The 25,900-nt window shown below is 61.4% G+C and carries 23 protein-coding genes and 1 riboswitch; of the genes, 15 read left to right on the top strand and 8 right to left on the bottom strand.

All coding sequences use genetic code 11. The features are described from left to right. Positions 1 to 8: 8 nt before the first annotated feature. The 12 genes from ACQUSW_RS04910 to ACQUSW_RS04965 all read left to right on the top strand — a co-directional run bounded on the left by ACQUSW_RS04910 (position 9) and on the right by ACQUSW_RS04965 (position 11,476). The gene (locus tag ACQUSW_RS04910) at positions 9 to 854 is read left to right on the top strand and encodes an exodeoxyribonuclease III (protein WP_428931122.1); all 846 of its coding nucleotides are present in this window, start codon (positions 9 to 11) and stop codon (positions 852 to 854) included. Between the two features lie 99 nt (positions 855 to 953). Next, a complete protein-coding gene (gene trpS, locus ACQUSW_RS04915; protein WP_428931291.1) occupies positions 954 to 1,955 on the top strand; it encodes a tryptophan--tRNA ligase in 1,002 nt (333 codons plus the stop codon). A 41-nt stretch (positions 1,956 to 1,996) separates the two neighbouring features. Then, positions 1,997 to 2,563, top strand: coding sequence for a GNAT family N-acetyltransferase (locus ACQUSW_RS04920; RefSeq protein ID WP_428931123.1), 567 nt, complete (start codon positions 1,997 to 1,999; stop codon positions 2,561 to 2,563). A 69-nt stretch (positions 2,564 to 2,632) separates the two neighbouring features. Beyond that, positions 2,633 to 2,785: riboswitch (FMN riboswitch) on the top strand. Positions 2,786 to 2,865: 80 nt separating this feature from the next. Further along, on the top strand, positions 2,866 to 3,906 hold the full coding sequence (gene ribD, locus ACQUSW_RS04925) for a bifunctional diaminohydroxyphosphoribosylaminopyrimidine deaminase/5-amino-6-(5-phosphoribosylamino)uracil reductase RibD (protein ID WP_428931124.1): 1,041 nt from the start codon (positions 2,866 to 2,868) through the stop codon (positions 3,904 to 3,906). Continuing rightward, positions 3,906 to 4,556: a riboflavin synthase gene (locus tag ACQUSW_RS04930; protein WP_428931125.1), complete on the top strand. Its 651-nt coding sequence runs from the start codon at positions 3,906 to 3,908 to the stop codon at positions 4,554 to 4,556. Before ribD ends, ACQUSW_RS04930 begins: the two co-directional genes overlap by 1 nt. After that, on the top strand, positions 4,553 to 5,881 hold the full coding sequence (gene ribA, locus ACQUSW_RS04935) for a GTP cyclohydrolase II (RefSeq protein WP_428931126.1): 1,329 nt from the start codon (positions 4,553 to 4,555) through the stop codon (positions 5,879 to 5,881). Before ACQUSW_RS04930 ends, ribA begins: the two co-directional genes overlap by 4 nt. Next, positions 5,878 to 6,351: a 6,7-dimethyl-8-ribityllumazine synthase gene (gene ribH / locus ACQUSW_RS04940; RefSeq protein WP_428931127.1), complete on the top strand. Its 474-nt coding sequence runs from the start codon at positions 5,878 to 5,880 to the stop codon at positions 6,349 to 6,351. Before ribA ends, ribH begins: the two co-directional genes overlap by 4 nt. Positions 6,352 to 6,394: 43 nt before the next feature. Next, entirely contained in the window at positions 6,395 to 6,745 is a 351-nt protein-coding gene (locus ACQUSW_RS04945; protein ID WP_428931128.1) for a Fe-S protein, read from the top strand. Positions 6,746 to 6,980: 235 nt separating this feature from the next. Then, complete coding sequence (locus tag ACQUSW_RS04950) at positions 6,981 to 8,162, top strand: ABC transporter substrate-binding protein (RefSeq protein ID WP_428931129.1); 1,182 nt, start codon at positions 6,981 to 6,983, stop codon at positions 8,160 to 8,162. A 31-nt stretch (positions 8,163 to 8,193) separates the two neighbouring features. Next, positions 8,194 to 9,069, top strand: a complete 876-nt coding sequence (locus ACQUSW_RS04955; RefSeq protein WP_428931130.1) for a branched-chain amino acid ABC transporter permease — start codon at positions 8,194 to 8,196, stop codon at positions 9,067 to 9,069. Between the two features lie 2 nt (positions 9,070 to 9,071). After that, positions 9,072 to 10,751 (top strand): branched-chain amino acid ABC transporter ATP-binding protein/permease, encoded by a 1,680-nt coding sequence (locus ACQUSW_RS04960; RefSeq protein ID WP_428931131.1) that lies wholly within the window; start codon positions 9,072 to 9,074, stop codon positions 10,749 to 10,751. Continuing rightward, positions 10,751 to 11,476: an ABC transporter ATP-binding protein gene (locus ACQUSW_RS04965; protein WP_428931132.1), complete on the top strand. Its 726-nt coding sequence runs from the start codon at positions 10,751 to 10,753 to the stop codon at positions 11,474 to 11,476. The genes ACQUSW_RS04960 and ACQUSW_RS04965 overlap by 1 nt, the downstream gene beginning before the upstream one ends. Before the next feature lie 90 nt (positions 11,477 to 11,566). On the opposite strand, the gene ACQUSW_RS04970 is transcribed toward ACQUSW_RS04965, so the two are convergent. Continuing rightward, positions 11,567 to 11,878 carry a putative quinol monooxygenase gene (locus ACQUSW_RS04970; protein ID WP_428931133.1) on the bottom strand — a complete coding sequence of 104 codons (312 nt, stop codon included), beginning with the start codon at positions 11,876 to 11,878 and terminating at the stop codon, positions 11,567 to 11,569. A gap of 129 nt (positions 11,879 to 12,007) precedes the next feature. Between ACQUSW_RS04970 and ACQUSW_RS04975 the strand changes: the two genes are divergently transcribed. Next, a complete protein-coding gene (locus tag ACQUSW_RS04975; RefSeq protein WP_428931134.1) occupies positions 12,008 to 13,891 on the top strand; it encodes an ABC transporter ATP-binding protein in 1,884 nt (627 codons plus the stop codon). Positions 13,892 to 14,016: 125 nt separating this feature from the next. Here ACQUSW_RS04975 and ACQUSW_RS04980 read toward each other — a convergent pair whose 3' ends face one another. Next, positions 14,017 to 15,900, bottom strand: coding sequence for a phosphoenolpyruvate carboxykinase (GTP) (locus ACQUSW_RS04980; RefSeq protein ID WP_428931135.1), 1,884 nt, complete (start codon positions 15,898 to 15,900; stop codon positions 14,017 to 14,019). 120 nt (positions 15,901 to 16,020) lie between these two features. On the opposite strand from ACQUSW_RS04980, the gene ACQUSW_RS04985 reads away from it, so the two are divergent. Together ACQUSW_RS04985 and ACQUSW_RS04990 are read left to right on the top strand one after the other, a co-directional pair. Beyond that, complete coding sequence (locus ACQUSW_RS04985) at positions 16,021 to 17,460, top strand: helix-turn-helix domain-containing protein (RefSeq protein WP_428931136.1); 1,440 nt, start codon at positions 16,021 to 16,023, stop codon at positions 17,458 to 17,460. 31 nt (positions 17,461 to 17,491) lie between these two features. Then, positions 17,492 to 19,039 carry an amidase family protein gene (locus tag ACQUSW_RS04990; protein ID WP_428931137.1) on the top strand — a complete coding sequence of 516 codons (1,548 nt, stop codon included), beginning with the start codon at positions 17,492 to 17,494 and terminating at the stop codon, positions 19,037 to 19,039. Here ACQUSW_RS04990 and ACQUSW_RS04995 read toward each other — a convergent pair. The 6 genes from ACQUSW_RS04995 to ACQUSW_RS05020 form a co-directional block, all read right to left on the bottom strand. Further along, a complete protein-coding gene (locus ACQUSW_RS04995) occupies positions 18,996 to 20,255 on the bottom strand; it encodes an alpha-hydroxy acid oxidase (RefSeq protein WP_428931138.1) in 1,260 nt (419 codons plus the stop codon). The two genes, ACQUSW_RS04990 and ACQUSW_RS04995, sit on opposite strands and share 44 nt — an antisense overlap. Next, on the bottom strand, positions 20,255 to 21,046 hold the full coding sequence (locus tag ACQUSW_RS05000; protein ID WP_428931139.1) for a FadR/GntR family transcriptional regulator: 792 nt from the start codon (positions 21,044 to 21,046) through the stop codon (positions 20,255 to 20,257). Before ACQUSW_RS05000 ends, ACQUSW_RS04995 begins: the two co-directional genes overlap by 1 nt. Positions 21,047 to 21,126: 80 nt before the next feature. Further along, complete coding sequence (locus ACQUSW_RS05005) at positions 21,127 to 21,795, bottom strand: thymidine kinase (RefSeq protein WP_428931140.1); 669 nt, start codon at positions 21,793 to 21,795, stop codon at positions 21,127 to 21,129. A gap of 9 nt (positions 21,796 to 21,804) precedes the next feature. Beyond that, complete coding sequence (mqo, locus tag ACQUSW_RS05010) at positions 21,805 to 23,265, bottom strand: malate dehydrogenase (quinone) (protein ID WP_428931141.1); 1,461 nt, start codon at positions 23,263 to 23,265, stop codon at positions 21,805 to 21,807. An 82-nt stretch (positions 23,266 to 23,347) separates the two neighbouring features. Beyond that, positions 23,348 to 24,412, bottom strand: a complete 1,065-nt coding sequence (locus tag ACQUSW_RS05015; RefSeq protein WP_428931142.1) for an aspartate-semialdehyde dehydrogenase — start codon at positions 24,410 to 24,412, stop codon at positions 23,348 to 23,350. A 115-nt stretch (positions 24,413 to 24,527) separates the two neighbouring features. Then, on the bottom strand, positions 24,528 to 25,814 hold the full coding sequence (locus ACQUSW_RS05020; protein ID WP_428931143.1) for an aspartate kinase: 1,287 nt from the start codon (positions 25,812 to 25,814) through the stop codon (positions 24,528 to 24,530). Between the last annotated feature and the right edge of the window lie 86 nt (positions 25,815 to 25,900).

Below are 25,900 nucleotides of genomic sequence, written 5' to 3' on the forward strand. Positions count from 1 at the left end.
GTTGAGGTATGGCTCATGTTCGTATCGCTTCGATCAATGTCAATGGTGTTCGCGCGGCTGTGCGCAAAGGGATGTTGGATTGGTTAGAGACCGCCGATGTCGACATTCTGACTCTGCAGGAGGTACGGGCTCAGGACGAGCATGTTGAAGCGGCTTTTCCTGGTTGGCATTTTCATCACGTTGAAGCGAGCGCGAAGGGGCGCGCAGGCGTAGCGATCGTGAGCCGGCAGAAGCCCGAATCGGTGCGGTGGGATTTTGGTCCGGCTGATTTCGACTCCGCAGGCCGCTGGTTGGAGGCGGATTTCCGGTTCGGGAATGACGTGTTCACGGTTGTGAGCACCTATGTGCATTCGGGTGAGGCCCATACGCCGAAACAGGAAGAGAAGTGGCGTTTTCTTGATGCCATGGAGGAGCGCCTGCCGCAACTCGCCCAGCCTGGTGCTCTCGTGGCAGTCACGGGCGACCTCAATGTGGGCCACCGCGAGTTCGATATCAAGAACTGGCGCGGAAACCGTAAGAAGTCGGGATTTTTGCCGCGCGAACGCGCATATTTCGACCGGTTTTTTGGTGAGCGCGGTGCAGCTATTGACTGCGTTGATGGCACGACCGGCACGGGTCTGGGCTGGGTCGATGTGGGGCGGCGCTTTCACGGCGACGTTGACGGGCCGTACACATGGTGGTCGATGCGCGGCCAGGCTTTTGACAACGATACGGGCTGGCGTATTGACTATCACGTCGTCACGCCGGAACTGGCCGAGCGTGTACGCGACTACCGTGTCATTCGGGCGGCCTCGTATGCAGAACGGTGGACCGACCACTCCCCCGTCATTGTTGACTACGAGTACAGCGAGTAGCAACAACCGGGTGGCAACGGACTGGCAGGCAACGGGCGAGTGCGGGGTGCATGCATCCGGTGCTGGGGGAAGGTAACGGGCCTCTAGGATGGAACAGTGATGAAACCGCGTCTTTACTCAGGAATGCAACCTTCGGCCGATTCGTTACACGCCGGTAACTATATTGGTGCGCTCATGCAGTGGCGCGAGTTGCAGTCGTCGTATGACGCGTTTTTCTCGGTGGTTGATTTGCATGCGATCACGGTTCCGCAAGACCCCGAAGAACTGCGCGACAAGACTCGGCGCACGGCGGCGCAGTATATTGCGGCCGGTATCGAGCCTGCGCAGTCGACGCTGTACGTGCAGTCGCATGTGCGTGCGCATGCGGAGCTTGCCTGGATTTTGAGCACTATCACCGGTTTTGGTGAGGCGAGCCGGATGACGCAGTTTAAAGACAAGTCTGCGCGTTCGGGTGCCGATGCCGCGTCGGTGGGTCTTTTTACGTACCCCATTTTGATGGCGGCCGACATTTTGCTGTACCAGACCGAGATTGTGCCGGTGGGTGACGACCAGAAGCAGCACGTGGAGTTGACGCGTGATTTGGCGGAGCGGTTCAATAAACGCTTCGGTGAGACATTCACGGTACCGAAACCTGTGATTCAGAAAGACTCGGCGCGGATTTACGACCTGCAAAACCCCTCGTCGAAAATGTCGAAGTCGGCCGAGACCGATGCGGGGCTGCTGTGGCTGCTGGACGATCCAGCGAAGTCGGCAAAAAAAGTGATGCGCGCCGTCACCGACAACGAGGGTTCGGTGCGTTACGACCGCGAGAACAAGCCGGGTGTTTCGAACCTGCTGGCTATCTACTCGGCGCTGTCGGGCCGTACGGTGACCGAAATAGAAGACGACTATGCCGGGCGTGGCTACGGTGACTTTAAAAAGGGTCTCGCCGAGGTTGTCGTTGACGAGTTTGGCCCCGTGCGTGAGCGTGCTCTCGAGCTGCTCGACGACCCGGCCGAGCTTGACCGTATCTTGGCGAAGAACGCTGCCCGAGCCGACGAAGTTGCCGACGCCACTCTGAGTGCCGTGTACGACCGGGTGGGGCTGCTGCGCCGCGTGTAGGCGAGTTCGCCGACGGTGTCGGCGTGCTCTAGGCTTGCCTGATGCAACCGACCATTCTCACCACGGAACGCCTCGTTTTGCGTGCTCCACAAGAGCAGCATATTGACGCCATTTGGGCTTCGTGCCAAGATCCCGAGATCCCTCGCTGGACGACGGTTCCTTCACCGTACACGCGCGACCATGCGGAGGGTTTTATTCAGCAGGTGGCTACTGACTGGCAGAGTGGTTCGGAAGCCGTGTGGGCAATGCTGCACGATGAAGATCTCGTGGGCATGATCGGTCTGCACAGGATTCGCCCGCACGAGCACGGCGGCGAAGCAGAGCTGGGTTATTGGGTGAGTCCTGCGGGCCGTGGCCAGGGTTTTTTGACCGAGGCGGGCAAACAGGTGATCGACTGGGGTTTTGACGAGCTTGGTTTGGCGCGCATCGTGTGGCGTGCTGTTGTCGGCAATATTCCTTCTGCGCGTTCTGCTCGCGCTCTGGGTTTTCGCTATGAGGGCACTCTGCGCCAGGGTCTGGTAAGCCATCGGGGTCGTGATGATGGCTGGGCTGCGAGCCTTCTCCCCTCCGATGATCGTGTGCCTGCCGACTGGCCTGTTTTGGGCTGAGCCCGCGCGGGTATCGACATGTTACGGGAATGCCCGTTGTGCCTGAGCGTTGGGTAGAGTGGAGTCATCAACGTGCTCCGGGGTCGGTGAGAATCCGAACCGGCGGTGATAGTCCGCGAGCTGCGCACAACGGTTGTTGGGTAAGGCTGATCCGGTGAAATTCCGGAACCGACGGTGATGCGGGGTGAGAACCCTGCTAGTCCGGATGGGAGGCAGCACGGTGCACGCTGTTGCGTGTGCCTGAAGAGTCTTTTTTCCTCGGGTCGTTGACTATTTTCACGATCTTTTGCGAGGAGCATGGCATGGCAGTGGGCACCATCGAACACCTCGCTATGCTGCGCGCATTGGAGCTTGCCCGGCGCGGCCCCGCGGGTATCAACCCGCAGGTGGGGGCGGTGTTTTTGTCGCCCGAGGGTGAGGTGCTGGCCGAGGGTTGGCACCGCGGCGCGGGCACGCCACACGCCGAGATCGATGCTCTTGTGCGTATTGCTCCGGATGCTGCGCATGGTTCGACCGCTGTTGTCACGCTCGAGCCGTGCAATCACAGGGGCCGGACTGGCCCGTGCGCGCAGGCGCTCATTGACGCCGGGGTGGCCCGGGTTGTTTATGCGCTCGATGACCCCGGTGAGCTTTCCGGGGGCGGTGCTGACCGGCTGCGGGCTGCAGGGGTCGATGTTGTGGCGGGTCTTGCGGCCGACGAGGCAGCACTGCTTGTTGGGCCGTGGTTGACGGCGACGCGTCTGGGCCGCCCTGAAGTAACCGTGAAGTGGGCGCAGTCGCTGGATGGCCGGGCTGCGGCCCATGATGGCTCGAGTAAATGGTTGACGGGCCCGGAGGCCCGAGCCGATGTGCACCGGCGGCGGGCCGAGGCTGCAGCGATTCTTGTGGGTACGGGCACGCTGCTGGCGGATGATCCGTCGTTGACTGCGCGCCGTGGCGAGGTGCTGTACGAGCATCAGCCGATGCCGGTGGTGATGGGGCACAGGCCGGTGCCGAGTGATGCGGCGGTGTGGCGGCATCCGGTTTCTCCTGCCATTTATGCCACACACGATGTGTCTGCGGTGCTCACCGACTTGCATGATCGTGGCGTGCATTCAGTGTTTGTGGAGGGCGGGCCAACGGTGGCGAGCGCTTTTCTTGCAGCCGGGGTGGTTGACCGGATGCTGGTCTATATTGCTCCGCTGCTGGTAGGTGGTTCGCGCATGGCGCTGACGGATATCGGTGTGGGTTCGCTCGCGCAAGCACAGCGTTTGACGGTGCGTGAACGTGTGGTGCTCGGCGACGACATGTTGTGGGTTGCGCAGCGTGATGTGGGCGCGCAGCACGAAGGAGGGAGCAGTTAGTGTTTACGGGAATTATTGAAGAGGTCGGCGAGATTGTCGCGATTGCGGCTTCGGGCGAGGGTGCGAGGATAACGGTGCGTGCGCCGGGTGCAGTGCGTGATGCGGTGCACGGTGAGTCGATTGCGGTGAGCGGCGTATGTTTGACGGTTGTTGATTTTTCTGCCGACACTTTTAATGCCGATGTGATGAAGCAGACGCTGGATGTTTCGGCCCTGGCGCAGGCTCGGGTGGGCCTGCAGGTGAATATTGAGAAGGCGCTGGCTGTGGGTGCTCGACTCGGCGGGCACATCGTGCAGGGCCATGTTGATGGCGTCGGCACGGTGCAGCAGGTTCGGCCGGGCGATCAGTGGCAGGTTGTGCGCGTCGGCGTGCCCCACGATCTTGCTCCGCTCGTGGTCGATAAGGGGTCGATCACTGTCGATGGCACCTCGTTAACGGTGAGTGCTGTTTCGGATGCCGGGGTGGCCGAGCCGTGGCTCGAGGTGTCGCTGATTCCCGAAACACTGTCGGCAACGACACTGGGAAGCCTGGTTGTGGGTGATCGGGTCAACCTAGAAACCGATGTGCTTGCTCGCCACGTGGAGCGTCTCATGGCTTTTCGCACGGTAACCACCGATGCTGTTTCTTCGAGGGAAGGGGGCTCGCGATGAGCCTTGCAACGATTCCGCAGGCGCTGGAGGCTTTGCGTGCGGGGCGGCCGATTATTGTGGCCGACGATGAGGATCGCGAGAACGAGGGCGACGTCATTTTGTCGGCCGAGTTGGCTACGCCCGAGTCGGTGGCGTGGATGGTGCGGTGGTCATCCGGTTTTGTGTGTGCACCCATGCCTGCCGAGATTGCGGATACTTTGCATCTGCCGCCCATGGTTGAGGTGAATGAAGACGCCCGCGGTACGGCCTACACGGTCTCGGTGGATGCGGCGGAGGGTATTACGACCGGCATCAGCGCGGCAGATCGCGCTCACACGCTCAATATTTTGGCGGCACCGGATGCCACGGCATCCAGCGTGATTCGTCCGGGCCATATTCTGCCGCTGCGTGCCGTGGCCGGTGGTGTGCGTGAGCGTAGTGGTCATACCGAGGCGGCGGTGGAGTTGATGCGGCTGGCGGGGCTTCGCCCCGTGGGTGCGATCGCCGAGGTTGTTGCCGATGACGGCAGCATGATGCGCATGCCGGGCCTGCTGGAACTGGGTGCTCGCGACGGTGTTCCCGTCGTCACGATTGAACAGCTGATTGCCTACCTCGACGAGCATGAGCCTCGCAGCGGCGAGCTGCAGGCCGAGCCACAGCAGCGTCGCCGGGTGAGTCTGCGGGCGGAATCGACGGTGCCGACCACGCACGGCACGTTCCGTTTTCTGGCCTATAAAGACCGGATGACGGGCACCGACCATCTTGCTGTCGTAAAGGGTGACATCGCAGCAACCTCGCTCGTGCGCGTGCACTCGGAGTGCCTCACGGGCGAGGCCTTCGGGTCATTGAAGTGCGAGTGCGGACCGCAGCTTGAGGCAGCACTGGATGCGATTGAGCGCGAAGGCGGCGTGGTCATTTATATGCGTGGCCACGAGGGGCGCGGTATCGGGTTGATTAACAAGTTGCGGGCGTACAGCCTGCAAGAGGACGGCCTCGACACCGTAGATGCCAATCTGGCTTTGGGCCTGCCTGCGGATGCCCGTGAATATGCGGCGGCGGCAGGGATCTTGGCAGATGTGGGGGTGTCGCAGGTGCGTCTTTTGACGAACAACACCGACAAGGTAGAGCAGCTGCGTCGCTCTGGCGTTGACGTGGTCGAGCAGGTGCCGCTGATTGTGGGTGTAGGGCCGAATAATCATGATTATTTGGTGACCAAGCGTGAACGCATGGGTCATGTGCTCGACGATGCGGCACTGCATCAATCGCTGGATGAAAGCAACAGTGCCGCGCACGGTAATGATGCGGGCGCGGATGGCCCGCGTTCAGTGAAGGAGAAAAACGTATGAGTGGTGAGGGATCCCCCAAGCGCCGTGCTATTGATGCGACGGGGCTGCGAGTTGTGGTGGTGGCTGGCACGTGGCACGAGGCTATTAGCAACGGACTCATTGCAGGTGCGGAGCGTGTGCTGCAGGCATCCGGTGCCCAGTACAGCGTGGTGAGTGTTCCTGGTTCCTTCGAGTTGCCGCTGGCTGCGCAGGCTGCTTTTGCTGGCGGGGCCGATGCGGTTGTTGCCCTGGGTGTGATTATTCGTGGCGGCACCCCGCACTTCGAGTATGTTTCTTCGGCGGCAACCGACGGCCTCACGCGCGTGGCGCTGGATGCCGGTAGGCCCGTAGGTTTTGGCGTGCTGACCCTTGATGACGAACAGCAGGGACTCGATCGCGCCGGCTTGCCGGGCTCGAAGGAAGACAAGGGAGCAGAGGCGGCGGATGCTGCGCTTCGTACAGCGCTGACGGTTCACCAGTTGCGGGGCTAGCCTTCACTGGCGTCGCACAGCGCAGGGCCGTACCCTAGGGGGTATGGAGATCCTGCGTCATGTCGTTGTAGTTGTTCACCTGGTTGGATTCGCCGTACTTTTCGGTGCCTGGGCAGTAGAGGCATTCGGCGGTCGCAAGCACATTACCCGCATCATGAACTGGGGCTTGGTTATCGCCGCTATCGCCGGTCTTGCCCTGGCTGCGCCGTGGGGCGTTGAGGGTGCGATGAACTATCCGAAGATCGGCACCAAACTCATCATTCTGCTTATTATCGGTGCCCTGCTGGGTATCGGATCAGCACGTCAGCGCCGCACCGATAGTGTTCCTGCAGCACTGTTCTGGCTTGTGGGTGTGCTGACCCTCGCCAACGCGAGTATTGCGGTGCTCTGGTAAACCAGACCAGAAATCACGAGACCGGATGCCACTGTGTGCGGCATCCGGTTTCTCTTTATCGTTATACTGCGGCGCGGAATCGAGACAATACGGTGCCTATAATCAAGAAGCCGCGCACTGGGGCGCCGACCACGAGCACTGAGGCCGAACGCACCTGGGAACGCGGGTGGCTCTTGTAGCCACGCCACACTGCACCGTGGCCTGTGTCTTAGTAATCAACGATTCGGAGAACCCCATGCGCAAGGTCATTCGTACCGCCGCACTTCTCGGCGCGTCTGCGCTTCTGCTGGCTGGCTGCAGTAGCACCGGCGGCGACAACTCCTCGTCAGAAACCGCCGATGGCGGCCTGGTCGGTACCGGCTCGGGCGACAGCTGTGTCATTGAAGCAACCGTTCCCGTCGGTGCGGCGCTGAGCCTCACCGGTGGCGCTGCCAGCTACGGCGAGTCGCAGCAGAAGGGCCTCGAGCTTGCTCTCGACGAGCTCAACGCCAAAGATGGTGTGACATATTCGCTCAAAGTCGAAGACGATGGCAGTGACCCCCGTCAGGCGATCAGCGTTTTTGAGGGCTTCGCGGGTGACAAGACGAGCCTGGTTATTGGCCCCACCCTGTCGAACACCGCGTTCCAGGCCCAGCCGGTCGCACAGGAGGCCGGTCTTCCGGTGCTTGCTATCTCAAACACCGCTGCGGGTATCACCGAGCAGGGTGACTTTATCTTCCGTGACTCGCTCACCGAAGGTCAGGTTATTCCGCAGACAATCGGTTCGGCCGCCGAAAAGCTTGGCCTAAAAAAGGTTGTTGTTATGTACAGCAACGACGACGCTTTCACGCAGTCGGGCTACGACGTCATGGCTGAGGCTCTCGAAGACCAGGGCGTTGAGGTGCTTGATACCCTCACGTTCTCGGTAAAAGACACCGATTTCCGCAGCCTTCTGACGGCGGCTAAAGAGAAGAACCCGGATGCGCTCGTTGTCTCCGCTCTTATTGAGGCAGCTATTCCGCTCGTCACGCAGGCTCGCGAATTGGGCATCGATGAACCGATTCTCGGCGGCAACGGTTTCAACAACCCGCAGCTTATGAAAGATGCTGGTGCTGCTGCCGAAGGCGTGATCGTGGGTGCCGCGTGGAACTCGGCCTCGGACAGCCCCGAAAACACCGACTTCCTCGCTGCTTTTGAAGAGCGTTTTGGTAGCCAGCCCGACCAGTTCGCGGCGCAGGCCTACACGGGTCTGCAGATCGTTGACCACGCTGTGCGCGCCAACTGCTCGGGTGAGCGTGACGACGTGCGTGATGGCCTCACTCAGGTGAAAGACCTTGCGACACCGCTGGGTTCTGTCACGATCAACTCGGACCGCGACGCTGAGCACGCAGCCGTTGTGCAAATCGTTCAGGATGGCAAGTTCGCCGTTCTCGACTAAGCACCCGGCCTACTGACGAAGGGCATCCCCCATGCAGCAGCTGCTCAACGGCCTTTTTCTGGGCTCCATCTATGCACTGTTCGCCATTGGTTTCACACTGGTGTTCGGCATTCTGGACCGCTTGAATCTGGCCCACCCGGCCGCGTTCGCCGCTTCGGCGTTCGTGGGTATTTGGCTCACCGAAGCCTATGACCTCCCCATTGGTGTCGTACTCGTGCTCGTTTTCGTGTTCGGGGCGATTCTGGGTTTACTCATTGAGCGCATAGCGTTTCGGCCTCTCAAAGACCGACCCGATGCCCACTTTGCGGGGTTGATTTCGTCGATCGCGATGGGTGGCATGCTCATTGCGCTGCTGCAGGCGGCCTTCGGGCCCAACACCAAGCGCTTTCCTCCGGGCACTGTCTCGGAGGAAAGCGTGCAGGTAGCCGGGGTTACTGCCAGCTACCTTCAGCTGACCATTCTGGTCATTTCACTCGGGCTCATGATTGTGCTCGGGTTACTCGTGAATCGTTCTGCCCTGGGCCGCAGCATGCGTGCCGTGGCAGAGAACCCCACCGCAGCCCGTGTTCTCGGCGTCAACGTCGATCGCGTAACGGCCGTGACCTTTGCCATCTCCACCGCCTTGGGTGCCGTGGCCGGTGTGCTGTTTGCCCTCAACGTCAACAGTGCCCAGCTGGGCATGGGCGGTGCCATCGAGCTGAAGGGGCTCGCCGTCATTATTGTCGGCGGTATGGGCTCGCTGCCGGGCGCTCTCGTCGGCGGCCTCGTACTGGGCGTTGCCGAAGTGTTTGCTATTCAATACATCGGCTCCAGCTGGCGTGATCTTATTGCCTTCGCGCTGCTGTTTATTATTTTGCTCGTGCGCCCCGAGGGCATCTTTGGTAAGCGTAAGGTGCGGGAGGTCTGAGCATGTTTACAGAATCAACTCTCGTATTTATTGCGCTCAACGGTGTTTTTGCGTTCTCGTTCTACGCCGTGCTTGTTGCCGGGCAGCTGAGCCTTGCCCAGGCAGGTTTTGCCGGCATTGCCGGTTTCACTGCCGCCTCATTAACCCCCGCACCCACCACCTGGGGACCAATCCCAACGCTCCTGCTCGGGATGGTGATCGGTATGGCCGTCGGCGCCATCGCGGCCGTCATTCTTGGCCTGCCCACCATGCGTCTGCGCGGTGTGTATCTTGCGATTGCCACACTCGGGTTTGCCGAGGCCATCCGTATTTTTATTCTCAACTCGTCATGGACAGGCGGCGCCAACGGTATGTCGGTGCCCAAGATCCTCACCCCCACGATCGCCTGGGTCATTCTGCTGATCGTGGCGTACTGGTTTGCCCGGCAAACGCGTTCGCGCTACGGGCGTGCGCTCGAAGCCATTCGTGAAGACGAACTGGCCGCCCGTTCCATTGGCATCAACGTGAGTGGCCACCGTTTGAGCGCATTTGTTGCCGCGGGTGTGCTGGCCGGACTTTATGGTGTGCTGTGGGCGTACTACATGCGCCTCATTGCTCCAGAAGACTTCGCGTTCACGACCGCGATCGACGGTCTTGTCACCGCCGTCGTTGGTGGTACGGCTAACTTCTTTGGACCCGTGCTCGGCAGTGCTTTCCAGACCCTTCTTCCCGAAGCACAGCGCATGATTGGCATCGAAGCCGGATGGATTCGTCCCTTCATTTCTGGGCTCCTGCTCCTCATCGTCATTCTTTACCTTCCCGGAGGCCTGGCAAGCCTTATCCCCCGCCGCCGACAGAAGATCGATGTATCGTCGATCGACATGGCAGCGAGTGATCGGGCTCAGCGCCAGCATCCGGCACAGGGAGAAATTGTTGCCGAGCTGAAAGGCCTGTCGAAGGAATATGGCGGCGTGCATGCCGTACGCGGTGTTGACCTCACGGTACGTAGCGGCGACATCGTAGGGCTCATCGGCCCGAACGGTGCTGGAAAAACAACGCTCGTCAACATGATCAGCGGGCTTATCCCGCCCTCGGCCGGCACAGCAACCGTGCTGGGCGCAGAGATTGGGCGCACGCCCGTACACAAGATCGCAGCGGCCGGTGTTACGCGTACCTTCCAGCACTCCAAGCTCTTCAACCGTTTGACAGCGGTAGAAAACGTGCTCATCGGCGCCCACCTGGTGGCAAAGCCCACGTTCTTGCGTCGCCTCCTGTGGCTGCCGTCGGCACGTCGCGATGAGAAAATTGCGCTCGAACACGCCGCCCGCTGCCTCAACCGCGTGGGCCTACTCGACAAAGCCAACACCACCGCCAGCGCCCTGTCGTACGGTGATCAGCGTCGGCTCGAAATTGCGCGGGCACTGGCTGCCGACCCCTCGCTGCTCATACTTGATGAGCCCGCCGCGGGAATGAACCACGTCGAAGCCGAAGGCCTGTCGACACTCATTCGTTCGCTCGCCAACGACGGCCTCACCATCATCTTTATCGAGCACAACGTGGGCATGGTGCTGGGCACCTGCAACCACATCATTGTGCTCAACTTCGGTGAAGTGCTCGCCGATGGCACGCCCGCTGATATCGCCGCCGATGAGCGAGTGATCGAAGCGTACCTGGGTGCTGCCACAACAGAAGGGACGCCGTAATGAGCGAGCCACTGCTGAGTGTAAAAAACCTTTCGGTCACCTATGGCCGAGTCGAAGCCGTTCGTGACGTGTCATTCGATGTGGCAGCCGGGTCGCTCGTAACCCTCGTCGGTGCGAACGGCGCAGGAAAGTCGTCGATCATCAACGCCATCTCGGGCATTGTGCGCCCGGCCAGCGGCAGCATCACGTTTGACGGCACTGATATCACCAGGGCGAAATCGCACAGGCTCGTGCCCCGAGGTCTCGTTCAAGTGCCCGAGGGCCGCCAAGTGCTCGCGACGATGTCGATTGCCGAAAACCTGCAGATGGGAGCCCGCTCCTACGGCAAGGGTGCCGGCGCAGCTATCGACGAAATGTACGAGCGTTTTCCTGTGCTCGGTGAACGACGCAAACTCCCCGCCGGTTCGCTTTCGGGCGGGGAACAGCAGATGTTGGCCATCGCACGTGCCATGCTCGCCCGACCCCGCGTGATTCTTATGGACGAACCGTCTATGGGTCTTGCCCCCAAGATTGTCGACGAGGTGTTCGCCGTTATTGACGAGGTGCGCGCCACCGGCACAACGGTACTGCTGGTGGAACAAAATGCGCGGCGCGCGCTACAAGCAGCCGACCAGGGCCATATTTTGCAGAACGGCCACGTGGTGCGCTCTGGCCCCGCCAGCGACCTGTTGGCCGACGACGATATTATCCAGGCATACCTCGGCACGGGCGAGGTCAACGGCTGAAGCCGCTGCTGCGCAGCATCCGGCAGCAATAATAGAAGCGCGTGCGAGCCCGAGGGCCGCACGCGCTTCTATTATTGGCAGCTATACCGGTTACAGTGCCCCGGCCGATTCGGAGCCCATGGGCAGTGCCGTCATTTTTGTGACGACGACGGGCGAAGCCAGGTACTGTTCAATATCGGCGTTCAAAATCTTTACCGCGTCACCATCAGCGTGCACAGCGAGGTCTTCTGCCGTGGTCCATTTTTCGATCATGGTGACCGTGCCGTCTTCGGCGTCGTGAATGGCGTAAAGCTCGCAGCCCTTCTCTTCGTGCACAGCTTCGATGCCGCGACGCATAGCGGCAATAAGCTGCTGCTTTTTGCCCTCGACAGGGTGAAAAATGGCAGTAACAACGACAGTCATATGTCTGCTCCTCAGGCGTGGTGTGAACTATCTATCGTATCGGCACGCAGCACCGAGCCCACAGCCAGGCACCACATAAGTAGACCGCGCACAATAGTGTCAGGACACAACAGTGAGGGAAGGTTTTTCATGTCAGGCATGTCTGCCCGCCGCCGCCGTCGCGGCACCGCCTATGACGGCCCTCGCGCAACCTTCCGCCAGCTTGTTCCCTACCTTATGGAGCACCGCGGGGTGCTCCTGGTGGTTGCCGTGCTCAGCGTGCTGGGTGCAGCAACCACGCTGGTACAGCCACTCCTCGTAGGCGAAGTCATCGGACGCGTGCAAGAGCAATTGCCCCTGGGGGCTCTCGTGTGGCTGCTCGTGGGCTTCGTTATCGTCTCTTCTGTCATCACCGGGTACCAGCATTATCTGCTGCAACGCACCGGTACGGCTGTTGTGTACTCGAGCCGGCGACAGTTGATCGCCCGCATTCTGCACCTGCCTATCAGCGAGTTTGATGCCCGCCGCACCGGCGATCTGGTGTCGCGCGTGGGCACCGACACGACCCTGCTCTACGCTGTGCTCACTCAGGGTCTTGCCGACGCTATTGGCAGCGCCATTATTTTTCTTGGTGCGCTCGTCGCGATGCTCATCATCGACCCTTTTTTGCTGGTGTTGATCGTTGCCGTTATTGGCGTCTCTGTCGTGGTGGTGGTGATGCTCAGCGGACACATTCGTACGGCATCGGCCGAGCAGCAGCACAAAGTCGGTGAACTGGCATCCGGGGTCGAACGTGCCGTGTCGTCGATTCGCACGATCCGCGCATCGGGTGCGTCAACCCGAGAAACAACCGCGATCGAGGGTGTGGCTCGCGAGGCCTACGGCGTCGGTGTGCGCATTGCCCGCATCTCGTCGATGGTGGTGCCGGTGGCCGGAATCGCCCTGCAAGTGTCACTGCTGGTGGTGCTGGGGGTGGGCGGTTTTCGTGTTGCATCCGGAGCGTTAACAATTGCTTCGCTCGTGGTATTCATCATGTTCTTGTTCATGCTGATCATGCCGCTCGGTCAGGCTTTTGGAGCCATCACCTCGGTTAACCAGGCGCTCGGTGCGCTCGGCAGAATTCACGAGGTTCTCGACCTGCCCACAGAAACAGAGTACGACACACCAGAACCCGCCATGACCGCGACGCGCACCGCCGAGGCGCCGGCACTGCGGCTACATAGCGTGCGCTTTCGCTACCCCGACAGTGTTATTGCTGCGCGCGCCGCAGCCGAACACGAGGCAGCGCAGTTGCTCACGCAGGTGGGGGTTGAAGCCGCAGAGCCATCGGCCGACGACACCGCGGCGCACAATCGCGACATTTTGCGCGGGGTCACTTTCGATGTTCCGGTTGGTGCCCGCGTCGCGCTGGTGGGTCCGAGCGGTGCCGGAAAAAGCACGGTGCTCTCGCTCATCGAACGCTTCTACGACCCCACCGACGGGGCGATCGAACTCTTCGGACACGACATCCGCCACTATTCGCGTGAAGAGTTACGCAGCCACTTCGGCTATGTCGAGCAGGATGCCCCCACGCTCGCGGGCACCCTCGCCGACAACCTACGACTGGCTTCTCCGCAGGCATCCGATGCTGACTGCGAGCGCGTACTGCGCACAGTCAACCTGGGCGATGTGTTAGATCGCACTCCCCTGGGCCTGGAGGCGCCCGTGGGCGAAGACGGCGTGATGCTTTCGGGCGGCGAGCGCCAGCGGCTAGCGATTGCGCGGGCCCTGCTCACCGAAGCACCCATTTTGTTGCTCGACGAATCAACGTCGTCGCTCGACGGCGTTAATGAGCAGCGCATGCGGGAGGCCATCGACGAGGCAGCAACCGGGCGCACGCTCGTGGTTATTGCCCACCGGCTATCGACCGTGGTCGACAGTGACCTCATCGTGGTGCTGCGCGAGGGTGAAGTAGTGGGGCAGGGAACTCACGAAGAGCTCGTCGATACGGTGCCGCTGTATCGTGATCTGGCTCGGCATCAGTTGCTGGTGTAGGCCGTAGCATCCGGATGCCCCGGACTGTAGCTTCGGGCAGGGCACCGCGCGCACACTCAGCGTTCTCTGCGCGGTACCCTGCCCAAACCTGTGTTCCCGAGCGTGCGCTCGATGCCTGCGCGTGCTTAGGTGAGCGAGCGCTGGGTCTGCGCGAGGCGGTAGCGCAGGGCGTCGAGTTCGCTGCGGAGAGCGGCGGGGAGGCGATCGCCAAAGATTTCGAAGAACTCTTCTGTCGAGTCGGCTTCGGCAAGCCATGCTTGCGGGTCAATGTCGAAGAGCTCGGCGAGGTCGGCTTCGGGAATCGTGAGCCCGCTGAGATCGAGGTCGTCGATCAGCGGGATGCGACCGATGGGCGTTGCTTCGGCACTCACTTGGCCTTCAACGCGGCGAATGATCCAGTCGATCACGCGGGCGTTGTCGCCGAAACCTGGCCACAAGAACCGGCCGTCGTCGCCGCGACGGAACCAGTTGACCTGAAAGATGCGCGGGGCGCGGTCAAAACGCAGCGATTTACCCACGTTGAGCCAGTGCGCGAAGTAGTCGCCCATGTTGTAACCGCAAAACGGCAGCATGGCAAACGGGTCGCGGCGCAGTTCGCCGACGGTTCCTTCGGCTGCCGCGGTGCGTTCCGAAGAGATAGTGGCCCCCAGGAACACGCCGTGGGTCCAGTCGGTGGCTTCGACCACGAGCGGTACGTTGCTGGCGCGGCGGCCACCAAACAGAATCGCATCGAGCGGCACGCCTTCGGGGTTTTCCCAGTCGTCAGATATTTGCGGGCACTGTGCTGCCGAGACGGTGAAACGAGAGTTGGGGTGCGCTGCGGGTTTTCCGGATGCTGGATTCCAGGGATTACCCTCCCAGTCAATGAGGCCCTCGGGTGGTGTGTCGGTGAGGCCTTCCCACCACACGTCACCGTCGGGGCGCAGCGCCACATTGGTAAAGATGGTGTTACCCCACAGGGTTTCTACCGCGGTGATGTTGGTGGATTCTCCGGTGCCCGGCGCCACACCAAAGAACCCTGCTTCGGGGTTCATAGCGTAGAGACGCCCGTCGGTGCCAGGTCGGATCCATACGATGTCGTCGCCGAGAGTTTCGACCTTCCAGCCGGGGATAGTGGGGCGCAGCATGGCCAGGTTTGTTTTTCCGCAGGCGGAGGGGAATGCTGCCGCCACGTGGTACTGCTTACCCTCGGGCGAGATGACGCGCACCAGCAGCATGTGTTCGGCCAGCCACCCTTCGTCGCGGGCGATCACCGAGGCGATGCGCAGGGCGAAGCATTTTTTGGCGAGGATGGCATTGCCGCCGTACCCGGATCCGTACGAGTACACCTCGAGAGTGTCGGGAAAGTGCACGATGTATTTGTCGTCGTTGCACGGCCACTCAACATCGGCTTCGCCGGGTTGCAGCGGTGCTCCCACTGAGTGCACTGTGCGCACCCACGGGTCACCATCAGCGATGCGTTCGAGCACGCTGGCTCCCACGCGCGTCATGATGCTCATGGACGCCACAGCGTAAGCGCTATCGGTCACCTGTACGCCGATGTGTGACAGGGCACCGCCGACGGGCCCCATCGAGAAGGGGATGACATACATGGTGCGCCCGCGCATGGATCCGGCAAAGACGGTGTTCATCGTGGCGCGCATTTCGGTGGGGTCGGCCCAGTTATTGGTGGGCCCCGCGTCTTCTTCGCGGTTGGAGGCAATAAATGTGCGCGCTTCGGTACGTGCTACATCGCTCGGGTGTGAGCGGGCAAGGTACGAGCCGGGCCGCCATTCGGGGTTGAGCTTAATAAGTTTGCCCTCGTCGACCAGCTGGTTCATGAGGTGGGTGTTTTCTGCGCGAGAGCCATCGACCCAGTGCACCCGATCGGGCTGGGTGAGTTCGGCAATCGTGTCGACCCATGCACGCAGCTCGGCCATAGACGCCGTGTCATAGTCCGGCGCTTGCCCGTGCTGGTACGAGGGCGCAACAGAGGTGACGCGAGGGACGAGCGTGTGTGCAATAGCCATGTCTGCTCCTTTGAAGCCGAGGCCCATCAATCCGGGTTATTTCCATAATGATGCAGATATCGAGGTGTTTTCACCCATATTTGTTTGAAAGAATCGCATTTCTTTCGATATAGTAAAACTATGAGCACGAGTATCGAGCTGGCAACCCTGGGGCACCGCATCCGGCATCACCGTCTTCTCAAGAACTTCACCCTCGAAGAACTCGGCGCTCGCGTCGGAATTGCCGGTTCGCAGCTGAGCCTCATCGAGAACGGCAAACGCGAGCCGAAGCTGTCGTTGCTGCAGGCAATCGCCGAGGCCACCGAAACCGAGGTGTCTGATCTACTCTCGACCGAACCTCCCAACCGACGCGCGGCACTGGAGATCGAACTCGAGCGGGCGCAGAGTAGCCCCGTATTTTTGCAGCTCGGTGTGCCGTCGCTGCGTATCACCAAGGGGATGAGCGATGAAATGCTCGAGTCAGTGCTGGGTTTACATCGCGAACTTCAGCGTCGCGAACGTGAGGCCATAGCAACACCCGAAGAGGCTCGGCGCGCCAACACCGAGCTGCGTCTTCGCATGACGGCACAAAATAACTACATTGCCGACATTGAAAAGCTGGCAGAGAAGCAGCTGAAGCTCGCCGGGCACGTGTCGGGCGCGCTCACGCACCGCACGGTGAGCATTATGGCCGAGCGTCTGGGCTTTGAACTGATCTATGTTGCCGACCTGCCCAGCTCTACCCGCTCGGTCACCGATCTCGAGCACGGCCGCATCTATCTGCCACCAGCGTCGATTCCGGGCGGGCACGGTTTGCGCTCCATGGCGCTTCAAGCCATGGCCCACCGGCTGCTGGGGCACACGCCACCCACCTCGTACGCTGACTTCTTGCAGCAGCGTTTAGAGATTAACTACTTTGCCGCGTGCTGCCTGATGCCCGAAACCGCCGCGGTGAAATTTTTGCAGCAGGCGAAAAAGGATCGCAACCTTGCTGTGGAAGATTTTCGTGACGCCTTCGGGGTCACCCACGAATCGGCAGGCATGCGCATGACCAATCTCATGACCGAACACCTGGGCATGCACCTGCACTTCCTGCGCGTCGACAGCACGGGGGCCATCACCCGCGTCTATGCCAATGACGACTTCCCCCTGCCCATGGATGTCACGGGCTCGGTCGAAGGCCAACTGGTATGCCGACACTTCTCTGCCCGGCACGCATTTTCGCAGCAGAACCGCACCACCGAGTACCACCAGTACACCGACACCCCGGCCGGCACTTTTTGGAGTTCGACCCAGACAGGTTCGGCTCGCCACGGAGAATTCTCGATCACCGTCGGGGTTCCGTTTGACGACTCCCGCTGGTGGCGCGGCCGCGAAACATCGCATCGAGCAACATCCACATGCCCCGACGAAGCCTGCTGCCGCCGCCCACCCGCCGATGTATCAGCACGTTGGCAGGGCAAAGCCTGGCCCAGCGCACGAGTGCACACCCACATGTTCTCGCCCCTCCCCCGCGGAGCCTTCCCCGGGGTTGACGACAACGAGGTGTTTGCCTTCCTCGACCGCCACGCGGCACAGTAGTAAGGCAGGTTGGCAGGTAAGGAGAAGCGCCGTGTCGCATGCCATCAGTGATTCCACCCCGGATGTCGCCGAATGGGCGCATCTCTTACGTTCCGGCCAGGTCTCGGCCAGCGATCTCACACGCGAAAGCCTGCGGCGCATCGCCCACGATGATCGGGAGGGACGCGGCCTCCACGCGGTGATTGAATGCGCACCGCACGCGATCGATGATGCGCGTCGCCTCGACGACGAACTGCGGGCAGGGCACGACCGTGGGCCGCTGCACGGCATTCCTGTGCTCGTGAAAGACAATATCGCCACCGCCGATGGCACACAGACCACCACCGGATCATCGGCGCTCGAGGGCGCCTATGCCCTGCGTGACGCCGACCTCGTTGCCACGCTGCGCGAGGCCGGCGCCGTCATTATTGGCAAAACCAACCTGTCCGAGTGGAGTAGCATCCGGTCAGGAAACGCCCACGGCGGGTGGAGCGGCCGCGGCGGACAATGCCGCAACCCCTGGGACACCTCGCGCAGCGCGTGTGGTTCCAGCTCGGGCTCAGCCGTCGCCATCGCAGCCGGATACGTACCGTTAACGATCGCCACCGAAACGGCCGGGTCGATCGCCTACCCGGCCTCGGTCACCGGCATAACAGGCATCAAGCCCACCGTTGGTCTCGTGAGTCGCCGCGGCATCATACCGATCTCATATTTTCAAGACAGTCCAGGCCCCATGGCCCACACCGTCGCCGACCTCGCAACAGCGCTCACCGTGCTCGCCCTCTGCCCCGACCCCGACACCCCGAGCTCTGCACCCGGCGATGCACACGCACCACACCTGCCGATCCGACCAACCACCCCGGATGCCACCGACTACGCCGCCGCCCTATCAGCAACAGCCCTGCGCGGCGCCCGCCTCGGCATCGACCGTGTCGCGTGCAAGCACAGCCCCGCAGCCACCGAAATCTTTGAGCAGACACTGCCACTTTTGCGCGAAGCCGGCGCAACAATCGTTGACGACGTCGCGATACCCGAATACGACGAAATTCTTCGCACGCGAGGCCGCCAAGTGCGCACGCTCATGGCCGAAACACGCAGCGGACTCGAACGATATATGCGCGACTACGTCGACCCCGAGTTTGCCGTGCGCACCATGGCCGATGTGGTGGCCTTTCTTGCGCAGCATCCGGAACCTGCCGATGCCCCCGACCACGAAATTCTGCGCTCGATCGCCGAGTCAGTGGGCGATGACGATACTGAAGTGCGTGCAGCGATCGCCCATTTTCAACGCATGGCTCGCACCGCGATCGACACGGCCTTCGCCATCTACCGGCTCGATGCTCTCATCGCACCGGCCGTGGCACCGGCAGCACGCATCGACCCCGTGCACGGTGAGCCGTATCCGCTGGGCGCATCAACGCTCACCGCGCTCGCGGGGTATCCGATCGGCAGTGTGAATGCCGGGTTTTATGAGGGGCTGCCCGTGGGCATCGCGTTTTCTGCGCCTGCCTGGCACGAGCAGCACCTGTTAAACCTCATGCACTCGTATCAGCGGACTAGTCGGCATGCACGGCCTGTACTGCCGGATGCAGCGGCATAAGCCGGGCCAGCTGAGTAACATGACCGGGCTCTAGCTCGGCGATGCTCGAAACGCCCAGCAGGCGCATGGTGCGTTCGATCTCGGTACGCAAGATTTCGATCGTGCGGTCGACTCCCGCGCGCCCGCCGGCCATGAGCCCGTAAAGGTAGGCGCGACCGATAAGGGTGAAGTCAGCGCCCAGAGCCACGGATGCCACAATGTCGGCACCGTTCATAATGCCGGTGTCGATCATGACGGTGAAGTCGTCGCCGACAGCCTTACGCACCGTGGGCAGCAGGTGGAAGGGAATCGGTGCACGGTCGAGCTGGCGGCCACCGTGGTTGGACAGCACAATGCCGTCGATGCCGGTGTCATGCAGGCGCTGCGAATCTTCGAGCGTTTGCACGCCCTTCACAATAATTTTGCCCGGCCACAGGCCACGAATAACCTCAAGGTCGTCGTAGCTGATGGTGGGGTCCATGGCGGAGTCGATCAGTTCGCCGACAGTGCCGCCTGTCGATGTGAGCGAGGCGAACTCGAGCTTGGGGGTGGTAAGAAAATCGATCCACCACCAGGGGCGCGGCAGCGCATTAATGATCGTGCCGAGGGTCAGCTGCGGCGGGATAGAGAAGCCGTTGCGAGCATCGCGAAGGCGTGCACCGGCCACGGGCGTGTCGACCGTGAACATGAGGGTGTCAAAGCCTGCTGCGGCCGCCCGCCGTGTGAGTTCATACGAGATTTCGCGGTCACGCATCACATAGAGCTGAAACCAGTTGCGCCCGTGCGGGTTGGCTTCGATAACGCCTTCGATCGATGTGGTGCCGAGGGTTGAGAGGGTAAACGGAATTCCGGCGGCCCCTGCTGCCCCGGCGCCGGCAACCTCACCTTCGGTCTGCATAAGGCGAGTGAACCCGGTGGGGGCAATTCCAAACGGCATCGAGCTGTGCCCGCCAAGAATCGACACGCTCGTGTCGACATCGGGCGCCGGGGCGAGAATGCCGGGGTGAAACTCAACGTCTTGGAACGCCTGCCGTGCGCGCTCCAGCGACAGTTCGCCTTCGGCAGCGCCATCCGTGTAATCGAAAGCTGCTTTGGGCGTGCGCCGACGCGCGATGGTGCGCAGGTCGTCAATGGTAAGCGCGCTGGCAAGGCGCCGCTTTTTTGCGTTGAACTGCGGTTTTTTGAACTGCATGAGTTCAAGAATCTCGGCGGGACGAGGAAGCTGTCGCTGAACCATCAGTGCTCCTTGTGCGGTGTGGTGTGAAGGGTGGTGGACGCTGGCATCGAGATGTCGGCGCCGGATGCTGCAACAAGACCGGTTGCGGTGTAGTAGCCCAGAATGTGCTCGCGCACGATGGTTGCCGCGCGCATAGCGTCGCCAGCGGCTATCGCATCGATCAGGCTGCGGTGTTCGTTGCGTAACCGCGCGGCCATGTCAGGCCACTGGCTGATGTGGGCTGATCCCTCGCGCACGTACGACTCGATCGCAGTGCGGAGCCCGGCCATAACGGCCGTAATGACAGTGTTGCCGGATGCTTCAGCGAGGGCAAGGTGCAGTCGGGCATCCAGTGCCAAAAAGTCATGCGCGGCAAGATCGGGGGCATCCATCGCTTCGAGCACACGGTAGGCGTTACGCAGTGCGTGGTCGCGATCATGGCGCGCAGCAAGGGTCGTGACCACGGTGCTTTCGAGCACGAGTCGCGTGCGCACGATGTCGGCAAGCGCAAATCCCTGCGCTGCCACTTGCAGCCGCAGGAGGGTTTCCATGCCACCGACGGGCGTGGCGATGACGATCGCGCCGGCCTGCGGGCCGGAGCCTGTCGCTGTCCGGATAAGGCCCATCACTTCGAGCACGCGGAGCGCTTCACGCACACTCGAGCGCCCTACTCCCAGCTCGGCCGCGAGTTCTCGCTCAGCAGGAAGACGGTCGCCCGGCGCGAGGGCACCGTGCACGAGCCGCGTTTCAATGTGTTCGAGCACGCTCTGCCACGCGCGCGGCTGCGCGGTGGCGTTTTCGTGTGTCGTCACAGCTCCCCCTTGTGGTCTGACCACAGTATCGCGTGTGGTCAGACCACGCAAGCGCGCCTACTCGCTCAGCCTATGAAGGCCTAGGTAAGCGTTCCGCCCGACTCCTGGAGGTAACAGCTACCGCACAGCGACTCGTATGTGACAAGTTCGGGTGCCTCAGCAGCAGCCTCATCGACCGTGGCATGCTGACCATCGATAGCAACCTGGTCGCCGTCGAAAACAAAACGGTCACCGATGCGGCGCCCATTCAACACAGCCTTGCGGCCGCAGCGACAAATAGTCTTGAGCTCTTCGAGCGTATGGGCAACGGCAAGCAGTCGTGCTGCACCCTCAAAGGCATGAGTACGAAAATCAACCCGGATGCCGTAGGCCATAACCGGAATGCCATCATCAACGGCAATCCGAAAGAGGTCATCGACCTGTGCTGTGGTCAAAAACTGGGCTTCGTCGATCAGCAGACACGCCACATCCGTGTGCGGGCTCGGCAGAAGAGAGTTCGCATACCGGCGCTGCAACTCGCTGCGTTCGCCGGCAAAAAGTTCGCGCACGTTGTCGTCATGACCGATAAGAAAATCGGTCTCACGAGTCATCCCGAGGCGGCTCTCTACGTGGCCCGCGCTTTTCGTGTCGACAGCGGGCTTAGCCAGCAACACGTGCTGTCCGCGCTCCTCATAGTTATGGGCAGCCTGCAACAGGGCAGTAGATTTGCCCGAGTTCATCGCGCCGTAGCGGAAATACAGTTTCGCCACGACAGCCCGTTACAGAGCGATGTCGAGGGCGTCTGCCGTCGACTTCATGGCAGCGTGAGCAGCATCCGGGTCGTCGTTAAGCTTTTCGCCCAGAGTGGGAATCATCTCGCGCAAACGCGGCTCCCACTCTGCGTACTCGTCGGCGAAGCAGCTGCGCAAAACATTCAGCATGACCGGAACAGCGGTCGAGGCCCCGGGCGAAGCGCCCAGCAGACCGGCAATCGAACCGTCTGCCGAAGCAACCACTTCGGTACCAAACTGCAGCTTGCCGTCTTTCATCACCTGCGCGCGCTGTCCAGCGTTCAAAAGCTCCCAGTCTTCGTCGCGAGCCGTGGGCATAAATGTGCGCAGAGTGTCGACCTTGCCGGTGTGAGTCTTCAACAGTTCACTGATGAGGTATTTCACGAGGTCGAGGTTTGTCAGCCCCACTTTTAGCATGCTGAACAGGTTGTGCGGTCGCACCTGGGTCACAATGTCGAGCGGATTGCCGTTCTTCAAAAACTTCGGGCTAAATGTCGCAAAAGGCCCGAACATGACGCTCGCCTCGCCATCGACCACGCGGGTGTCGAGGTGCGGCACCGACATCGGCGGCGCGCCCACGGGAGCCTGCGAATAGACCTTGGCCTTGTGCTGGGCAACGATCTCGGGGTTGCTGGTCTTGAGCCACTGACCGCCAATGGGGAAGCATCCGTAACCCCGAATTTCGGGAATCTTTGACCCCTGCAGCAGTTTCAGTGCCCAACCACCCGCACCAACAAAAACAAAACGCGACCGGATGCGACCCGGAGTGCGGCCCAGCGTGTCGCGGTACCGCACCTCCCACGTGCCATCGTTCTGGCGCAGCAGCTTGCGCACCTCGCGGTTGCGGTACACCGTCGTGCCCTCTTCTTCGAGGTGACGGAACATCTGTGTCGTCAACGCACCAAAGTCAACATCGGTACCGGCAGGTACACGCGTTGCTGCAAACGGTTCGCCGTCGTCGATGCGCTCTTTCATGAGCAACGGTGCCCACTGGTGAATGACCCGCGAATCTTCGCTGTACTCGATCCCTGCGAACAGCGGCTGTTCACGCAGCACCTCGTAGCGCTGTTTCAAGAACGCAACATCTTTTTCGCCGCGCACAAAAGTCATGTGCGGTGTGGGGTTAATGAAGCTGCGCGGTTCTTCGAGCACACCGCGATCAACCAGCGTGCTCCACCATTGGCGGCTGAGCTGGAACTGTTCGTTAATGCTCACTGCCTTCGCCGGGTCCATCGACCCGTCTTTAGCCTGTGGCATATAGTTCAGCTCACACAGGGCCGAATGGCCCGTGCCCGCGTTATTCCACGCATTAGAGCTCTCTTGGGCCACATCGGATAGCCGCTCAAAAGCGACAATCTTCCAGTCGGGCTGCAGTTCATGAAGAAGGGTACCCAGGGTGGCGCTCATGATGCCGCCACCGATGAGTACGACGTCGACGGTTTCGGTCACCCGTCTAGTCTAGTTCGCTTGTCGGCACCCCTTGACCAAATGACCAATAACCCCACAACCGCACTACTGCGCGCTCAAGCGCTCAAGCGCTCAAGCGCTCCGCAACGATCTCGGCGATCTGCACAGCGTTCAGCGCTGCTCCCTTACGCAGGTTGTCATTACTGACAAACAGCGCAAGGCCACGGTTGTCAGCGGCTGCGTGATCAGCGCGGATGCGGCCGACGAAGCTGGCGTCTTTACCTGCCGCCTGCAGCGGCGTGGGAACTTCTTCGACGCTCACGCCCGGTGCAGCAGCCAGCACCTCGCGGGCACGTTCGGGGGTAATGTCGCGGGCAAACTCGGCGTTAATCGAGAGCGAGTGGCCAGTAAACACCGGCACGCGCACGCATGTACCCGAGACACGAAGGTCGGGAAGATCAAGAATGCGGCGGCTCTCGTTGCGCAGTTTCTTCTCTTCATCGGTCTCGTTCAGACCGTCATCGACAACCGAGCCCGCCAGCGGCACAACATCGAAAGCAATCGGGGCGACATATTTTTCGGGGGCCGGAAACTCAACCGCCGAACCGTCGTGCACAAGACGCAGAGTGTCGCCCTGTTCAAGAACTCTTTCTACCTGGCCGAGCAGTTCTTCGGCTCCGGCAAGACCCGAACCCGACACAGCCTGATACGTCGAAACAACGAGACGCTCCAGCCCTGCTTCGTCGTGCAGCGCTTTCAGCACCGGCATAGCGGCCATCGTTGTGCAGTTAGGGTTGGCGATAATTCCGCGCGGGCGTTGATCAATCTGCTCGGGGTTAACCTCGCTGACGACCAGGGGAACTTCGGGGTCGCTGCGCCATGCGCTGGAGTTGTCGATAACAACCGCGCCCGCCGCCGCGAACTTGTCGGCATAGGCCCGACTGGCCGTGGCACCCGCCGAGAACATAGCAATATCGATGCCCCGAGGGTCGGCCGTCGCAATATCTTCAACCACTACGGGCGTGCCGTTGTAGTCGATAGTGGTGCCCGCCGAACGCGCTGAGGCGAACAGGCGCAGCTGACCGATGGGAAAAGAGCGTTCAGAAAGAATGCCGCGCATGACAGTGCCGACCTGGCCGGTGGCACCGACGATCGCGACGGAGAGTCCGCTGTCTGAGATACGGGTCATGATTGTCCTTGGCTTCGTGCAATAGCAGAACGAATGCCAGGACGCGACGCCGGGGTGTAGGTGCCACGCCTGGCGACGGTGTCAGGGTTGCCTGGATTCTACCGGATGCTGCGGCCTAGCGACCCGTGCCTGCGGCAACAACCGCTTCGATTTCGCTGTCGAGCCCGTAGGAGCTGTGCACCGTGCGTGCAGCTTCTGCCAGTTCATCGCCGCGCACAACCACGGAGATGCGAATTTCGGAGGTCGAGATCATTTCGATGTTGATGTTGGCTGCCGAGAGCGCTTCGAACAGGATCGCCGAGACGCCGGAGTGCGAGCGCATACCTGCGCCGACGACCGAGAGCTTACCGATCTGGTCGTCGTGCACGAGGCTTTCAAAGCCGACGCTGTCTTTTTCTGCCGCCAGTGCCCGCAGCACGGTTGCGGCTTCGGCCTTGGGCAGAGTGAACGAGATGTCGGTACGGCCGGTAGCGGCGGCCGAGATGTTTTGCACGATCATGTCGACGTTGGCACCCGCCTTCGAGACGATCGTAAAGATACCGGCCGCTTTACCGGGCACGTCAGGAACGCCAACGATAGTAATTTTTGCCTGGCTGAGGTCGGTGGTGACTCCGGCAACAATGGGCTCTTCCATGGCTTCTCCCTCGGTGAGGCTGGGGCGGCTCATGCCTTCGCCCAGTACGTACGTGCCCTCATTGGGCGTGAAAGTGGAGCGCGCGTGAATCATAACGCCGTGGCGGCGCGCGTATTCGACGGCACGAATGTAGAGCACCTTCGCACCGTTGGCCGCAAGTTCCAGCATTTCTTCGCTCGTGACCGATTGCAGTTTGCGGGCGAGCGGCACCACCCGTGGGTCGGCGGTGAAAATGCCGTCGACGTCGCTATAGATTTCGCACACATCGGCGTCGAGAGCCGCGGCAAGAGCGACGGCGGTCGTGTCGGAGCCGCCGCGGCCAAGGGTGGTGATGTCTTGAGTGTCGTCGTTGAGGCCCTGGAATCCGGCGACGATGATGATCGCGCCCTCGTCAAGCGCTTCGCGCAGCCGGGTGGGGGTGACATCGACGATGCGCGCAGAGCCGTATCTGCTATCGGTGCGCATACCGGCCTGGGGGCCGGTGAAGGAGCGGGCGTCAAAACCCATCGAGTGAATCGCCATGGCCAGCAGAGCCATCGAGATGCGTTCGCCACTGGAGAGCAGCATGTCGAGTTCGCGGGGTGCCGGGATGGGGGCAACTTCGGCTGCGAGGTCGAGTAGTTCGTCGGTTGTGTCGCCCATGGCGCTGACGGCAACGACAACGTCGTGACCTGCCCTGCGGGTATCGACTATGCGTTTGGCGACGCGCTTGATGCCTTCGGCGTCGGCGACGGAGGAGCCGCCGTATTTTTGCACGATGAGAGCCACGTATCACTCCTGGGGATGGTGAGCAGATTCGCCCGCACATATTCTATGAGTGATTCATATGCGCGCGCTGTCATATGACGCGAGCC

The sequence above is a fragment of the Microbacterium luticellae genome (genome assembly GCF_050408645.1).
GTDB lineage: Bacteria > Actinomycetota > Actinomycetes > Actinomycetales > Microbacteriaceae > Microbacterium.

Excerpts from the sequence above, each read along its gene's own strand:
- ACQUSW_RS04955 (WP_428931130.1), top strand. The coding sequence starts at position 8,194 with ATGCAGCAGCTGCTCAACGGCCTTTTTCTGGGCTCCATCTATGCACTG.
- ACQUSW_RS04910 (WP_428931122.1), top strand. The coding sequence starts at position 9 with ATGGCTCATGTTCGTATCGCTTCGATCAATGTCAATGGTGTTCGCGCG.
- ACQUSW_RS04920 (WP_428931123.1), top strand. The coding sequence starts at position 1,997 with ATGCAACCGACCATTCTCACCACGGAACGCCTCGTTTTGCGTGCTCCA.
- ACQUSW_RS04965 (WP_428931132.1), top strand. The coding sequence starts at position 10,751 with ATGAGCGAGCCACTGCTGAGTGTAAAAAACCTTTCGGTCACCTATGGC.
- ribH (WP_428931127.1), top strand. The coding sequence starts at position 5,878 with ATGAGTGGTGAGGGATCCCCCAAGCGCCGTGCTATTGATGCGACGGGG.
- ACQUSW_RS04975 (WP_428931134.1), top strand. The coding sequence starts at position 12,008 with ATGTCAGGCATGTCTGCCCGCCGCCGCCGTCGCGGCACCGCCTATGAC.
- ACQUSW_RS04945 (WP_428931128.1), top strand. The coding sequence starts at position 6,395 with ATGGAGATCCTGCGTCATGTCGTTGTAGTTGTTCACCTGGTTGGATTC.
- ACQUSW_RS04985 (WP_428931136.1), top strand. The coding sequence starts at position 16,021 with ATGAGCACGAGTATCGAGCTGGCAACCCTGGGGCACCGCATCCGGCAT.
- ribA (WP_428931126.1), top strand. The coding sequence starts at position 4,553 with ATGAGCCTTGCAACGATTCCGCAGGCGCTGGAGGCTTTGCGTGCGGGG.
- ribD (WP_428931124.1), top strand. The coding sequence starts at position 2,866 with ATGGCAGTGGGCACCATCGAACACCTCGCTATGCTGCGCGCATTGGAG.
- ACQUSW_RS04995 (WP_428931138.1), bottom strand. The coding sequence starts at position 20,255 with ATGGTTCAGCGACAGCTTCCTCGTCCCGCCGAGATTCTTGAACTCATG.
- trpS (WP_428931291.1), top strand. The coding sequence starts at position 954 with ATGAAACCGCGTCTTTACTCAGGAATGCAACCTTCGGCCGATTCGTTA.
- ACQUSW_RS04980 (WP_428931135.1), bottom strand. The coding sequence starts at position 15,900 with ATGGCTATTGCACACACGCTCGTCCCTCGCGTCACCTCTGTTGCGCCC.
- ACQUSW_RS04950 (WP_428931129.1), top strand. The coding sequence starts at position 6,981 with ATGCGCAAGGTCATTCGTACCGCCGCACTTCTCGGCGCGTCTGCGCTT.
- ACQUSW_RS05015 (WP_428931142.1), bottom strand. The coding sequence starts at position 24,412 with ATGACCCGTATCTCAGACAGCGGACTCTCCGTCGCGATCGTCGGTGCC.
- ACQUSW_RS04970 (WP_428931133.1), bottom strand. The coding sequence starts at position 11,878 with ATGACTGTCGTTGTTACTGCCATTTTTCACCCTGTCGAGGGCAAAAAG.
- ACQUSW_RS04960 (WP_428931131.1), top strand. The coding sequence starts at position 9,072 with ATGTTTACAGAATCAACTCTCGTATTTATTGCGCTCAACGGTGTTTTT.